Origin of the sequence: Neobittarella massiliensis (ex Bilen et al. 2018) (assembly GCF_014269355.1) — a bacterium.
In the GTDB taxonomy this organism is placed as follows: domain Bacteria; phylum Bacillota; class Clostridia; order Oscillospirales; family Ruminococcaceae; genus Neobittarella; species Neobittarella massiliensis.
Genome location: NZ_JACOGI010000001.1, coordinates 844,326 through 858,723 on the forward strand (window position 1 = coordinate 844,326; position 14,398 = coordinate 858,723).

Below are 14,398 nucleotides of genomic sequence, written 5' to 3' on the forward strand. Positions count from 1 at the left end.
CCGCCGGCGGTAAAAAAGTGGCGGTGGCCGGCGGTGCAGACCTGCATATTTTTGGCGCAAATCCACATCCTGATAACAGAGAGAGGTGGTAAAAAAGCATGTATACGTATAGTCTTACACAGCGCACCGACGGCGGGTACGACCTGATCGTCGAAATACCCTGGAGAGAGGCGGAGTTCGGCTTTGACCTGTGGGGCGGAAATTCGGCTCCCAAACCAGAAAAACAGCTGGCGGCCTATCTGGCCAAAGACGGCCGCCAAAAAAAGATCAAGACCATCCGCTTTGTGGTGGCCGGCCTGCTGGTGGCGGTCATCCCCTTTAGCGCCGCCACGGTTGCTCTGGCCGAGAGCCCCCACTTCACCTCCATCGCCGATGGGGTGCTCGCGGCGGTAGAGCAAGCGGTGCGCGCGGGGGATAAATTTCACATGACCTACCTGTACGGCGGCAGCGTCTCCCAGCAGATTGCCCAGGTGCAGGCTGTTGGAAATTTCGACACCGTGTCTCCCAGCTACTTCGATATCAGCGCCCAGGGAGAGCTCTCGCTCAACGGGGTCAGTGCCACGCTGGTCGACGCCATGCACCAGATGGGCATCAAGGTGGTTCCCATGCTCAGCAACCACTGGGATCGCACCGCCGGCGAGCGGGCCCTGCAGGACCCGGAGAAACTGGCCGGGCAGATCATCGACGCCATCAATACCCACGGCCTCGACGGGGTGAATGTCGACATCGAAAACGTCACCGCCGCCCACCGCGATGCCTATACGCAGCTGGTGCGCATTTTGCGGCAGCGCCTGCCGGCGGGCAAAGAGGTATCGGTGGCAGTGGCGGCCAACCCCAACGGGTGGACTACCGGCTGGCACGGCTCGTACGACTATGCCGGGCTGGCCCAATACGCCGACTATCTGATGATCATGGCCTACGACGAGAGCTGGGAGGGGAGCGCCCCCGGCCCGGTAGCCAGCGCGCCATTCGTCGAAAAGTCCATCCGCTACGCGCTGCAACACGTCCCAGCCGAAAAGATCGTGCTGGGCGTCCCGCTGTACGGCCGCATTTGGAGCGCCGACGGACGCCTGCAGGGTAACGGTATCAGCATCAAAACGCTGGAGCGCATGCTGGCCGACTACCGCGCCACCATCACGTATTCCGACACGATGCAGTCGCCCAAGGCGGAGTTTACTGTGCGTGAGGGGGATAAGGTGTATACAGTGGCCGGCAAGCCGCTGACGCCGGGAAACTATACCGTCTGGTTTGAAAATGGGCAGTCGCTGCAGGCCAAGGCTCAGCTCATGCACCAGTACGACCTAAAGGGCCTGGGTTCCTGGGCGCTCTCACAGGCCTCCGACGAGGTGCTGGGCCAGCTGCCCGGCTGGGTAGAGGGGGAGAGCGAGGAAGAGGTATCGCTCAGCGGCAAAGTCACCGCCTCTTCGCTGCGCATTCGCCGCCGCCCCACCACCGCCAGCGACACTATCGGCTTTCTCGCCCAGGGGCAGCAGGTCACCATCGTGGCCCGGCTGGATGGCTGGTATCGCATTCGGCTGGCCGACAACGGCTACGGCTACGTCAGCGCCGACTATATCCAGGTAGAAGAGCCGGAGGTGCCGCCGGTGATCACCCGCACGGGTTATTCCACCGGCGACCGGGTACGGGTGCGCGCCCAGCCCTCTACCGGGGGCGATATTCTGCGCCATCTCTCCCGCGGCGATGCCTTTACGGTGGTGGGAGAGGCGCAAAACAGCTGGTATCAGGTACAGCTGACCGACGGCACCACCGGCTACGTGCACAGTGATTATGTCAGCTTTACAAGACCGGTGGTCGATCGGCCGGCCTACTCTACCGGTGACCGGGTACGGGTGCGCGCCCGACCCTCTACGGTGGCCGATATCCTGGGGCTATTAAATCGGGGAGATGCCTTTACCGCCGTAGGCGAGGTGCAAAACGGCTGGTACCGGGTGCGGTTGGCCGACGGTACCGAAGGCTATGTACACGGCGATTACGTGGCGCTCGGTCGGGGGGCGCACATCACCGGTAACAGCGTGCGGCTGCGCAGCCAGAGCAGCACCGCATCCGCCGTTCTGGGCCTGTTAAACCGGGGCGATATGCTCACCGTCATCGGCGAAAAACAAAACGGCTGGTACTGGGTGCGGCTGCCCAGTGGTGTACTGGGTTACGTGCACGGCGACTATGTGGCGCTGGACAGCTGACAATATTTAAACCGCGATAAAAAAAGCAGCTCTGCGGGGATCTTTTTCCCCACAGAACTGCTTTTTATCTATTGTATTGGCCATGCAGTTCGCCGCCGGTATCGGCCGGGTGTGCGCGGTGTACAATGCATCGTGTATAACTCAAACCCCTTTTTTATCGGGCGCTGGTCAGGGGGGCGTGCCGGCGGCAGCGGCAGAGTGAGCCACAATCCCCGCACCGGCCCCAGGGCCCGGCAGCTACGGCTCGATCACGAATTCCTGTACACCCATATAACCGGGCGCTATCGCGTACTTGGCAAACACGACCACCACCTGCTGCTTTTCATTCAGGTAAAACGGCTGGTCGGCCCGTATCGAGGTAAAGCCCATATCGCCGTCAAAATAGCTGTTTTGCGGGTCTTTTTTGCGCTCCTCTATCTGCCGGCGTATCTGTTCATCGCAGATCTCCCGGTAATGTTTGCCCAGCAGGTCTTTCAGGGTGAGCTCCTCGCCGCTCTCTAGGTCGATGTTGTAGTAAAAGCGCTCCTCCTGGTAGTTGATACAGGAGGTGTACTGCACGATCATGAACGACACCCGGTCCGGTCCCGAGTACTCGATCTCGTAGTCGATGACCGTCTCCACCGGCCGGTACTCCTCCTCGGTAAATCCAGCGGCCAAAAACGAGTCTTTGTAGGAGCGCGCCCAGCTGCGCGCCTCGTCGGCCCGGGCATTCATCTTTTGCTGGATCTCGCGATTTATGCGCCGCTCCAGGCGGGTATTGCCGGTGTTTTGCAGCGCCGGCAGCTTTACGCTGATCAGGCCGCTGTCGTCCTGGTGGGAGTACTCGGTAAAGGTCACCACCCGCGCCACTTCACCCAGCACCGGTATGGCATATACTGAACTGGCAAACGCCGGGCTCAGGTTGACCGACAACACGAACACCCCGCACAAAAATGCGGTGGCCAGCGCCGTGTACCGCAGCCACACCAGCTGGCGGCGGGGCTTGGGGCCGGTTGCATTGAGGGCGTTTTCTACCCGCCCGGCCAGCAGCGGCGGAGTGGGGGTCTGGTCGTAGCGCTCTCTGGCGCGGCGCAGATTTTTCATCTCAAAGGCTCCTCTCTGTCCCGGTAGGTGCCGGCAGCCGCCGGATTTTTGGCCTCCAGCTGCTGCAGTTCCTCCAGCTCTTCGCCCAGTATGCGCTGCAGGGCCTGCAGTGCGCGGTACAGCCGCCCCTTGGCACAGCTCAGCCCCACTCCGGTCATCATCGCTATCTGCTGCAGTGGGCGGTCCTCAAAATAGCGCAGAACAATGACCGTTTTCAGCTTGGGCGGCAGTTGGTCCAGCGCGCGGTCGATATCCATCGAGCGGTCCAGATCGCTGTGCGGCGCCGACTGCGGCGGCAGCTGGTCCACCAGCACGACCCGGCCGGCGGTGCGCAGGTAGCTCAGGCAGGCATTGACCAGAATGCGGTAGAACCAGGTCTCCATGTACTGGGGCTGGCGCAGGCGGTGCAGGCTCCCCAGCGCCTGTACGATCGCGTTTTGCACCATGTCCATGGCGGCGTCCTGGTTGTGTACATAGCTGTAGGCCAGTTTATAAAAATCCTGTTGGCGCTCGCGCACAAAGGCGGTAAAGCGCGGTCGCAGGGGGTCGTTGGCAGCGTTGTGCAAGCCAGATCACTCCTCTATATCGCAAAGCCCGCCCGCAAAATGTAGGGCCGACCAGATCATCTCACTGTCTTTTAGACGGGCAGTACATCAAAAAAGTCACATAGTCCGCCGCAGTTTTTGCCCCGGTAACAAGGTGGGCTCTTTTGGGGCGCATGGTCCGGCGACAGACGCGCGCCCCTCACTGGCAGTATACCAGCGCGGGCGGCGGCGCTCAATAAAAAGTGTGAGCGGGGCGGTCTGGCAAACAGAAAAAGGCACCGCAGCAGTTGGTAGCAGCTGTGGCGCCTTTTTCTCTACAGGTATTTTCTATTTTGAAATAATGGGGAACCAAACTTAAAATACCAGCTGCAGTTCGTGCTGGTAACAGGCCTGGGCGATGTTCAGCAGGTGGTCGCCCACCCGCTCCACATCGGTCAGCAGCTCGCTGTACATCACACAGGCCTGGGCGCTGCACTGGTGGCTGCCCAGGCGGCTGATCTGGTTATGCCGAAAGCGGCGGTTCATCTCGTCGATCTTCTCCTCGGCGTGAGAGATGGCCGATAGACCCTGACGGCGGTCGGCGGCAAACGATCTCGGCAGCACTTCCAGCCCCCGCCGCAGTACCTCGCGCATGATCTCCATCTCCTGGGTGGCGCCGTCTGAAAACTCTACGCCCCGATCCTTGGCGCTCTGGGTGTACTGGGCAATATTCATGGCGTGGTCGCCCATGCGCTCCACGTTGCCGGCAACAGAGAACAGTGCATTGAGGGCCGCCGCGTCGCGGGCGGCGATATTTTCCGCAGTGACGCCGGCTATATAGCTGGTGATAGCGGTGTTGAGGTAGTCGATATACTCCTCCCGCTCCTCGATCTTTTTTAAGTCGGCCGCCTTACCGGCTACCACGCTGTCCATACCGTCAAATAGGTTTTGGCAGGCCAGCTCATACATGTGCCCCACCTCGCGCTCCAGCTGCGAGATGGCGATAGCCGTCGAGCCCATACCCTGCTCGGTCAGATGTAACGGGGCCATGTCGGCGTCCGGCTGATCCTCGCCGGGCAGTATGCGGCAGGCAGCTTTTGCCAGCAGCTGCCCAAAGGGGAGCAGCAGCAGGGTCGTCACGATGTTAAACAGCGTATGTACGTTGGCGATCTGGGCGGCGGGGTTATCCGGCGTCAGCGACTGCATAAACGACACGAATGGGGTGGTCATGCAGATGATCACGAACACCGCAGTACCGATACAGTTGAACAGGATGTGGATGATCGTGCTGCGGCGGGCATTTTTGTTGGTGCCGATGCTGGCCAGAACCGCCGTGATACAGGTGCCGATATTCTGCCCAAACAACACGTAGACCGAGCTGCCCAACCCAATGAGCCCGCTGGTGGCCAGCGCCTGCAAAATGCCTACCGAGGCTGAGGAGGACTGGATGATAGCGGTGAATACTGCCCCGGCCAAGATCCCCAGCAGGGGATTTGAAAATTTAGTCATCATCGAGATGAAGGCAGGGGAGTTCTGCAGCGGCTGCAGCGATGAGCTCATCAGGTCCATGCCGATGAACAAAATCCCCAACCCGGCGATGATCGTACCGGTATCCACCACCTTTTTCTGTTTGAAAAAGGTGACCATCACCACGCCGGCCAGCGCCACCACAGGGGCCAGCGCCCCCACGTCCAGAGCGATGAGCTGCCCGGTGATGGTGGTGCCGATATTGGCGCCCATGATCACCCACACCGCCTGGCTGAGCCCCATCAGGCCGGAGTTGACAAACCCCACCACCATTACGGTAGTGGCCGAGGAGGACTGGATCACCATGGTGATACCGGCCCCCACCAGCACCCCTAAAATGCGGTTGGAGGTCAGCTTTTCCAGCAGCGTTTTCAGCCGCGTACCGGCAGCGGCCTCCAGGCCGCCGCTCATCATCTTCATACCGTACAAAAACAGGGCCAGTCCCCCGGCAGTCATCAAATAATCGCTTACATGCATGGCTGTCATTTCCTCCCTCAAAAAATCCCCGGCAGTGCCGCCTTACGTCTGCTGTCTACTGGCCAAATTTACCGCTCACCCAGTAGATGAGCAGCGCCCCCGCCACCAGGCACAGCGGGCAGATGAACCACAGCCCCACACTGCCCGGCAGTCCGGGAAAGACCTCCATGACCGACGCGGCCACAAACCCCACGATGAGCATGTACGTCTGCTGGGGATGTCCGTCCATGGCCCGCTCCAGCGCGGCGGTACACAAAAAGATACCGGCGATACCACCCAGTCCCAACGGGATCAAAAAGGGCAGATAAAAGTCGCCGATGGCCTTGAGGGTCATCTGGTACAGCCCCAAAAGCAGCAGCATGTGCGAGGCGCTGATACCCGGCAAAACCAATGCAACGGCGATGATCACCCCGGTAAAGGCCAGCAGCAGCATCGTGGCCACATCTACCTTGCCGTACAGCACGAACAGGTCTTTGGGCACCAGCCGCAGGGCCAGCACCAGCAAAAAGCCCACCACCCCAAACAGGGCTGTGCCGGGGGTAAAGCGGCGCACCGTAGACTTTTTGATCAGCAGCGGCAAACTGCCCAATATCGCCCCGGTAAAAAAGTACTGGGCCGGGTAGGCAAGCTGCTCTACAACAAACAGCGCCAGTCTGGAAAACAGCAGCATGCCCGCCCCGCCGCCCAGACAAAAGAGCCCTAAAAACAGCAGGCTCTCTTTGGGGTGACGCCGCAGTCCCGATATGCTGCGCACCAGTCGGTCGTAAATGCCCAGCATGATGGCAGTGGTCCCGCCAGATACGCCGGGAATGAGCATCGAGGAGCCGACCACCACCCCGGAAAGAGCTGTCTTGGCCATGCTCTTTTTATCTTCATGCAAGTAAAACACTCCTTTTTCTGCTAAAAACAGGGGCGGCCGGGTGTCGGCCATCCCGCACCTACCATTGTAGTTTGTCAGTCTTTTGATGCGCAAACCCTCATATTCCGTTGCTTTTATATTGCCATGCCTTTTTAAAGGCGATAACGCTGTAAAAACCGCTGTTTTCCTTGCCTTTCGTCAAAATACGGCTGTTTTTTGCAGGAATAAGCGGTTGTAACCCTCTGGCTTTCCACTATAATGGGACGTGGGGCCGCGCACTGCCTTTGCTGCGGCAATCGATAAAAAAGTGGAGGTGCGGGCTGTGCGGGGCACTTTGCGGCACAAATTTACCACCATCTACGTCGCCTTGGCGCTGTGCATCTTGACTGTTGGCGCCGTGTCGACCGGCGCGATGTACTGGGTGGGGAAAAACGTCGACGGCATGATCGAGGAGGACTATAAAAACATCCAGGCAGCAGACGAGATGCTCGAGCTCATCGACCGGCAAGACAGCGCCGCGCTCACCTATATGAGCTTTGACCGGGTGGGCGGCATCGAGGTGTTTACCGAGGGGATGCAAAACTATCTCAAATGGCAGTACCAGCTGGAGGCCGGCGCCCAGAGCGCCGAGATGAAACGGGAAGTCGAGAAGCTCACCGCCCGGTACGACCACTACTGCAAAGCCTTCTCTCTATTGCAGGAGCAGCCGGACCAGCAGCAGATGTACAGCTACTACCAGCAGAGCTTGGCACCCGATCTGGAGGAGATTAAGGCCGGTCTGCGGCGGGCGCGGCAGACGGCCAGCACCCAAATGCTCAGCCGCAAAAATGCCGCCACCCGTCAGGCGGTGGGGCTCTCGGCGGGAATCCTGGGCTTTTCGGCACTGCTGACGGCGCTGGGGCTCTGGCTGTCGCTGCGCGGCACTCGGCGCTATCTGGCCCCGCTGGGCCAGCTGTGTCAAGGCCTGCGCGATGTTTCCGCCGGCGGCGAGCTGCGCGAGGTATCGCTCGCGGCCCCCGGTGAGATCGGCCAGCTGGAGCGGGAGTTCAACAAGATGATCGGCCAGCTGCGCGCCTTTGACGAGCAGGGGGTCAACGAACTGCTGGCCGAGAAGAAAAAGACCGATGCCATCTTGCAAAATATGGAAGACGCCTTTTTTCTGCTCGATGGCCGGCTGCTCATACAGACCATGAACCCCGCTGCCTGCCGCCTGTTCTCCACCGCTGAATCGGTCGCCTCCGGCCGCCATATATTAGAGGTACTGGACAGCGAGCAGGTCGTCTCTATGGCCGAGTCGGTGCTGGGCGGCGAGCAGCGCAGCGAGTGCCAGCTGCAGCTGCCCGGCGACGAGCGGGTTTTCAACGCCGTCTGTACGCGCATGCCCCACGTCAGCGCCGACAGCCCCTGGTGCCTGTCGCTGCTGCTGCAAAACATCACCGTCGTCAAAAAGACCGAGAAGATCCGCGGCGACTTTATCGCCACAGTCTCCCACGAGCTCAAGACCCCGCTTACCAGCATGCTCATGGGTGCCAGCATGCTGCAAAACGGCGACATGGGTCCGCTGGGGCAGCAGCAGGCCGAGGTGGTGTCCGCCCTGCGGGAGGATATCGACCGCATGGGGCGCCTCATCGAGGACCTGCTGGAGCTCTCTAAAGTACAGTCGGGAAACGTGTCCTACCGCATGGCTGCCACCGATATCCGGCAGATCGCCCGGCAGACCACTGCCCAGTTTGCCGACCTGGCCCGCTACAGCCAGGTGTCGCTGGCAGTCGATATGCCCGCTCTGCCGCCGGTGTACTGCGACGGTGAAAAGCTGGGCTGGGTCTTTTCCAACATTCTGGGCAATGCGCTCAAATACACCCGTCCCGGCGACGATATCCGACTCTCGGCTGCCGATACTGGCGGCGGATGGGTAGAAGTGTCGGTAGCCGATACCGGCATGGGGGTACCGCCGGAATATCTGCACAAGATATTCGAGAGCGACTTTACCTATCAGGAAAATGATCTCGAGACACGGGGCAGCGGTATCGGGCTGTTTTTATCCCAGAAGATCGTCCGGGCCCACGGCGGCGATATCTGGGTCCGACCGGGCGCGACCGGCGGCAGCATTTTTTCTTTTACCGTGCCCATATATGATAAGACTACACGACCAGAGGAGGACAGCGACCTATGAAGCGTGCCCTGATCGCCGACGACACCAAAAATATCCGGCTGCTGCTCAGCCGCTGCCTGGAGCATGAGGGCTATCAAGTGGCCACCGCCCAAAACGGCCCCCAGGCGCTGGAGATGGCCCAGAGCACCCCGTACGACCTCATCATGCTGGATATCAAAATGCCCGAGATGTCCGGCACCGAGGTGCTGCGGCGGTTGCGCCAGCAGCATATCGATACGCCGGTGGTGGTGATGACTGCCTACGGCACCATAAAAAATGCAGTGGAGACCACCAATCTGGGGGCGCTGTGTTACCTGCAAAAACCGTTTACCGCCGACAAGATCAAAAAAGTATTAGAGGAGCTGCAGCAGGAGCTGGCCGGCGACGAGACCGCTCTGCTGGCCTATATCGAGGGTCAGTTGGGCCTGGGGGCATACAGCCAGGCGGCCGATAGCCTGCTGGCCATGCTCCCCCGCCACACGCTGGACCCCGAGATATACCGCCTGCTGGCAGCCGCCGCCCGGGGTCAGGGCGATGTTGCCGCTGCCGAAAAATATCAGCTTCTGTGCGACACATTGCGCAGCGCCGAAAGTTGAGTCGGCACAAACTATTACACAAAACTTATTTTGCGCAAAAAATGCAGGTTCAGCGGGTAAAATATTTGAAAAGGGGCCCAAAATCGCCCCGCCCACGGCGTCAGGCGCTCGCTAGCGCGCAGAAGATAGCTGCTGGCGTCGTTTGGCGCTGCCCCCGCAGCCTGCTATAATAGACTCACGGCCAGTAGGGCGAGGTCAGGCCCGAAAACGCCACAGCGGTGCGCCGAGCCCGGCTCTACCGCCCATAAAACTGGACCGATATCCACATTTTTACGAGGAGGAGATTTCCTTACATGGACCCCGACAGTAGCGGTAACTTATTTTTGAGCTTATTCATTCTGCTCTTGCTCATCGGCGCCAACGCCTTTTTTGCCATGAGCGAGATCGCCGTCATCTCGCTCAATCGCGCCAAGCTGCAAAAGCGCAGCGAGCAGGGCGACCGCCGGGCCGGCTATCTGGCCCGCCTCACCAGGTCGTCTTCCGACTTTCTCTCCACTATCCAGGTGGGCATCACGCTGTCCGGCTTTCTGGCCTCGGCCGTGGCGGCCGAGAACTTTGCCGGCATGCTGGTCAAAGCCATCGGCGACGTGCCTATTCCCCGCTCGGTGATCGAGGGCGTATCGCTGGTGGTCATCACGCTGATACTCTCGTACTTCACCATCATCTTCGGCGAGCTGGTGCCCAAGCGCATCGCCATGAAAAACGCAGAAGGGGTGTCCCTGAAAGTAGCCACCCCCATCTGGTACTTTTCCCGTATCGCCAAACCGTTCGTCGCCCTGTTGGCCCACAGCACCAACGGCATACTAAAATTGATGGGCCTGGGCAGTGAAGATACCGAGCAGGTGAGCGAGGAAGATATCCTGCTGCTCATCGACGAAGGCGCCGGCCAAGGCGTGTTGGAAAACAGCGAGAAGGATATGATCGAAAATATCTTGGCCGCCGGCGACCGTCGGGTAGAAGATGTGATGACCCACCGCACCGATATGGTAGCGGTGGGGGAGGATATCACTCTGCCCCAGCTGCTGGAAGTCATCCGGCAGGAGGGCTACTCCCGCATCCCGGTCTACGGCGAAGATGTAGACGATATCCTGGGCATCGTCTACGCCAAAGATCTGCTGGATCTGGTGGAGCCGGACCGGGCGGCACACTTCTCGGTAAAAGACTATCTGCGCCCGGCGGTATTCATCCCCCAGGCCAAAATGTGCGGCAAGCTGCTGGCGCAGATGCGCCAGGACCACACCCATATGGCTGTGGTGGTAGATGAGTACGGCGGCACCGCCGGCATCGCCACCATGGAGGACCTGCTCGAGAGCATCGTCGGCCCCATTGAGGACGAGTACGATACCCAGGAGCTGGAATTCTGCTGGCAGCCCGATGGCAGCTGTATTTTCGACGGCAGCGTCACTCTGGAGGAGGCCGAAAAGATCCTGCAGACGAATATCCCCTATCAGGGGGAGTACGACACGCTGGCCGGCTACGTGGTGGAGGTGCTCGACCGCATTCCGTCCCCGGGAGAGGCGATCCTGCTGCCTTTGGGAGATGCTCTGCAGCTGCAGGTCACCCGTATCGAGGGGCAGCGTATTGCACAGGTACGCGTATTCCCAAGCAAAAAAACCGAGCAAAACACCGAAAATCTACCGGGACCCCTGGAAGAAACTGATGGGTGATGGTATGATGATATTTATAAATTGCATATTTGTTTCTCGATAAGAGGGAGTAACTTGCGCCGCCACGGCAGCGGCGTAGTAGATCGCGTCATACCGATCTCTGTAAAGAGGTCCGCGCCTACTATAGAAAGTAAGACTTTTATCACAGTGATCCGCTGTGATAGGAGTCTTTTTCTTTTGCCCTGTTTCGGCTCTCAGCGCCCGCCGGCAGGCATAAAAGGTACCAACAGCGGTCAACACTCTACAGGATAACGCAGAGAAGATACGGGCGCTTTTTATAGATACGCCCCCCACCCGCCGCGGGTGGGGGAATACGGTCGGCGGCCCAGCGCCGCCAAACGAAAAGGAGAAGGTACACCGAGCGATGGAAATTTTATTTGAAAATATCCTCAATCTGCAGCCCGGACAGATCATCATGTGGGTCATTGGCGGCCTGCTCATCTGGCTGGCCATCAAAAAAGAGATGGAGCCCGCCCTGCTCTTGCCCATGGGCTTTGGCGCTATACTGGTCAATTTGCCGCTGTCTGGCGCCGTGAATCAAACGATCGAGGGCGTGGTGGAGCACGGCCCGATCGACACGCTGTTTAACGCCGGCATCGCCAACGAGCTGTTTCCGCTGCTGCTGTTTATCGGCATCGGCGCCATGATCGATTTTGGCCCGCTGCTCTCCAACCCCAAAATGCTGCTGTTCGGCGCTGCCGCCCAGTTCGGCATCTTCTTTACACTCAGTCTCTCGTCGCTGTTTTTCGATATGAAAGACGCCGCTTCGATCGCCATCATCGGCGCTGCCGACGGCCCCACCTCCATCTTTGTGGCCAACTATTTCGGCTCCAACTACCTGGGGGCCATCATCGTGGCCGCCTACTCTTACATGGCCCTGGTGCCCATCGTACAGCCGCCGGTCATCCGGCTCATCACCACCCAAAAAGAGCGGCGTATCCGCATGCCCTACAAGCCGGGCAACGTGTCTAAGACCACCCGCATCCTGTTTCCCATCGTGGTCACCGCTATCGCCGGTCTGGTCGCGCCCCGCTCGGTGGCGCTGGTGGGCTTTTTGATGTTCGGCAACCTCATCCGCGAATGCGGCGTGCTGCGCGCTCTGTCCGAGAGCGCCCAAAAAGAGCTGGCCAACCTCATCACACTGCTCTTGGGCATCACAGTGGCCACCAAAATGCAGGCCGACCAGTTTTTGCGCAAAGAGACGTTGCTCATCATGGCCCTGGGCCTGGTGGCGTTCGTGTTCGATACTGTGGGCGGCGTGATGTTCGCCAAGCTGCTCAACCTGTTTAGTAAAAATAAGATCAACCCCATGGTCGGCGCCGCCGGCATCTCGGCGTTCCCCATGTCCGCCAGAGTCATCCACAAAATGGGCCTGCAAGAGGACCCGCAGAACTTCCTGCTCATGCACGCGGCCGGCGCCAACGTGTCCGGCCAGATCGCCTCGGTCATCGCCGGCGGTCTGATCATCAGCCTCATCGCCCGCTAAGGAGAGAGTATAATGGATCTCAATATCGAAAATTTTCTTTCCACCCTGCCCATGATGCTCTACGGCATGCTGGGCATATTCACGGTCATCATGGTGGTCTATCTGTGCATCAAACTGCTGGGCCGCTTTTTCCCCGAAAAGGATTCCTGATGATTTCCTGAAGTTTTTGACCCCGTAGTTGACTTTGCCACAAACTTCCCCTAAACTTAGAACAGGCGGCAGCGGTTGCCTGTTCTTTTTTATAAAAAATGCGCAAAGGTGGAACTACAAATGCAGCTCATAACGGTCATCGTCCCCAGCTACAACGAGGAGGAGTCGCTCCCGCTGTTTCACAAAGAAATGACCCGGGTAGCCGACGAGATGGTCAAAAAGCACCCGGTGGAATTCGAGTATATCTTTGTCGACGACGGCTCAAAAGATCAGACGCTGGCGGTCTGCCGCCAACTGGCCGCGGCCGACAGTCGGGTGCATTATCTGTCTTTTTCCCGCAATTTTGGCAAAGAGGCGGCCATCTATGCCGGTCTGCAGCACGCCAAAGGCGATTTTGTGGTGCTGATGGACGCCGACTTGCAAGACCCGCCGGCGCTGCTCGATGAGATGTATACCGCCATTACCGAAGAGGGCTATGACAGCGTGGCCACCCGCCGGGTATCCCGTAAGGGAGAGCCCCCCATCCGCTCTTTTTTTGCCCGCATGTTCTATAAGCTCATCAACAAGATATCCAAGGCCGATATCGTCGATGGCGCCCGTGACTACCGGCTCATGACCAGGCAGATGGTCGACGCCATCCTCTCCATGAGCGAGTACAACCGCTTTTCCAAAGGTATTTTTGGCTGGGTGGGCTTTCGCACCAAGTGGCTGGCCTACGAAAATGTAGAGCGGGTAGCGGGGGAGACCAAGTGGTCGTTCTGGAAGCTGTTCCTCTACTCGATGGAGGGCATCATCGCCTTTTCCACCACGCCGCTGGCACTGGCTTCGGTATTCGGTTTTCTGCTGTGCCTGGTAGCTGTCGTCGCCGTGCTCTTTATCATCGTGCGCACGCTGGTGTGGGGCGATCCGGTCTCCGGCTGGCCATCACTGGTGTGTATCATCACCTTTATCGGCGGCATCCAGCTGTTTTGTATGGGCATTTTGGGCCAGTACCTGGCCAAGACCTATCTCGAGACCAAAAAAAGGCCTATTTATATCCTGCGGGAAGAACACTAAATAAAAAAGAGGGACAGGCGTTACCTGTCCCTCTTTTTTATTCCAGCTCTACAGCTCCCTCAACTTGTCGATCAGCTTCTGGTATACCGGGTGCATGTCTTTTTCGCTGGAGTGGGCGATCATCTCGTCGATGGGCACCCATTTCACCCCGCTGTTTTCGTCTGGTTTCACAGTCAGCGGCAGCGTGTCGTCAGCTTCCAGCGCATAGCAAAGCGACAGGTGCAGGTGCGACGATACATATTTGCCCCGCTTTACGTGCCCCCACACCGGCAAAATATCCAGCGTGTAGATCTGCCCGCCGTACAGGGGCGCAAATTGGGCCAGCCCGGTCTCCTCCTGGGCCTCCTTTACCGCCACGGCCAAAAGGTCCTGCATGCCGTCGGCGTGCCCGCCGGTCCAGGCCCAGCTGTCATATATATTGTGGTAGATCATCAGCGTCTTGTCCCGCGCTGGGTTCACGATAAAGGCCGAACTGGTAAAGTGGGCGAACTCGTTTTCCCGGGTGTACAGGTTGTCAAATTGCCGCATGTACGAGAGCATCACTTCCCGGTCCTTCTCCTCCTGCTCACACAGCGGCCGGTACTGCTCCAACAGTGTTTTCAGTTCCACTTGTATCCACT

12 protein-coding genes are annotated in these 14,398 nt (G+C 59.1%); 7 read left to right on the plus strand and 5 right to left on the minus strand.

Annotated features, from left to right (window positions below; genetic code table 11):
- The first annotated feature begins 98 nt into the window (after positions 1 to 98).
- Positions 99 to 2,201 (plus strand): SH3 domain-containing protein, encoded by a 2,103-nt coding sequence (locus H8K20_RS03860; protein ID WP_186487535.1) that lies wholly within the window; start codon positions 99 to 101, stop codon positions 2,199 to 2,201.
- A gap of 237 nt (positions 2,202 to 2,438) precedes the next feature.
- On the opposite strand, the gene H8K20_RS03865 is transcribed toward H8K20_RS03860, so the two are convergent.
- The 4 genes from H8K20_RS03865 to H8K20_RS03880 all read right to left on the minus strand — a co-directional run bounded on the left by H8K20_RS03865 (position 2,439) and on the right by H8K20_RS03880 (position 6,692).
- Positions 2,439 to 3,284, minus strand: coding sequence for an anti-sigma-V factor rsiV (locus H8K20_RS03865; protein ID WP_105203689.1), 846 nt, complete (start codon positions 3,282 to 3,284; stop codon positions 2,439 to 2,441).
- Positions 3,281 to 3,850, minus strand: coding sequence for an RNA polymerase sigma factor (locus H8K20_RS03870; RefSeq protein WP_154865612.1), 570 nt, complete (start codon positions 3,848 to 3,850; stop codon positions 3,281 to 3,283). The genes H8K20_RS03865 and H8K20_RS03870 overlap by 4 nt, the downstream gene beginning before the upstream one ends.
- 333 nt (positions 3,851 to 4,183) lie before the next feature.
- A complete protein-coding gene (locus H8K20_RS03875; RefSeq protein ID WP_186487536.1) occupies positions 4,184 to 5,812 on the minus strand; it encodes a Na/Pi cotransporter family protein in 1,629 nt (542 codons plus the stop codon).
- 55 nt (positions 5,813 to 5,867) lie between these two features.
- Complete coding sequence (locus tag H8K20_RS03880; RefSeq protein WP_243206174.1) at positions 5,868 to 6,692, minus strand: DUF368 domain-containing protein; 825 nt, start codon at positions 6,690 to 6,692, stop codon at positions 5,868 to 5,870.
- A 301-nt stretch (positions 6,693 to 6,993) separates the two neighbouring features.
- Here H8K20_RS03880 and H8K20_RS14170 point away from each other — a divergent pair, with 301 nt between their 5' ends.
- The 6 genes from H8K20_RS14170 to H8K20_RS03910 all read left to right on the plus strand — a co-directional run bounded on the left by H8K20_RS14170 (position 6,994) and on the right by H8K20_RS03910 (position 13,778).
- The gene (locus H8K20_RS14170) at positions 6,994 to 8,844 is read left to right on the plus strand and encodes a sensor histidine kinase (RefSeq protein ID WP_154865611.1); all 1,851 of its coding nucleotides are present in this window, start codon (positions 6,994 to 6,996) and stop codon (positions 8,842 to 8,844) included.
- Positions 8,841 to 9,419, plus strand: a complete 579-nt coding sequence (locus H8K20_RS03890) for a response regulator (protein ID WP_105203693.1) — start codon at positions 8,841 to 8,843, stop codon at positions 9,417 to 9,419. The genes H8K20_RS14170 and H8K20_RS03890 overlap by 4 nt, the downstream gene beginning before the upstream one ends.
- 293 nt (positions 9,420 to 9,712) lie before the next feature.
- A complete protein-coding gene (locus tag H8K20_RS03895; RefSeq protein WP_186487537.1) occupies positions 9,713 to 11,086 on the plus strand; it encodes a hemolysin family protein in 1,374 nt (457 codons plus the stop codon).
- Positions 11,087 to 11,450: 364 nt separating this feature from the next.
- Positions 11,451 to 12,572, plus strand: a complete 1,122-nt coding sequence (locus tag H8K20_RS03900; RefSeq protein ID WP_105203695.1) for a sodium ion-translocating decarboxylase subunit beta — start codon at positions 11,451 to 11,453, stop codon at positions 12,570 to 12,572.
- A gap of 12 nt (positions 12,573 to 12,584) precedes the next feature.
- Positions 12,585 to 12,722, plus strand: coding sequence for an OadG-related small transporter subunit (locus H8K20_RS03905; protein WP_164998109.1), 138 nt, complete (start codon positions 12,585 to 12,587; stop codon positions 12,720 to 12,722).
- Between the two features lie 120 nt (positions 12,723 to 12,842).
- Positions 12,843 to 13,778: a glycosyltransferase family 2 protein gene (locus tag H8K20_RS03910; protein WP_105203696.1), complete on the plus strand. Its 936-nt coding sequence runs from the start codon at positions 12,843 to 12,845 to the stop codon at positions 13,776 to 13,778.
- A 48-nt stretch (positions 13,779 to 13,826) separates the two neighbouring features.
- Here the strand turns inward: H8K20_RS03910 and H8K20_RS03915 are convergent, their stop codons facing one another.
- Positions 13,827 to 14,387: an NUDIX hydrolase gene (locus H8K20_RS03915; RefSeq protein WP_341480809.1), complete on the minus strand. Its 561-nt coding sequence runs from the start codon at positions 14,385 to 14,387 to the stop codon at positions 13,827 to 13,829.
- Positions 14,388 to 14,398: the final 11 nt, after the last annotated feature.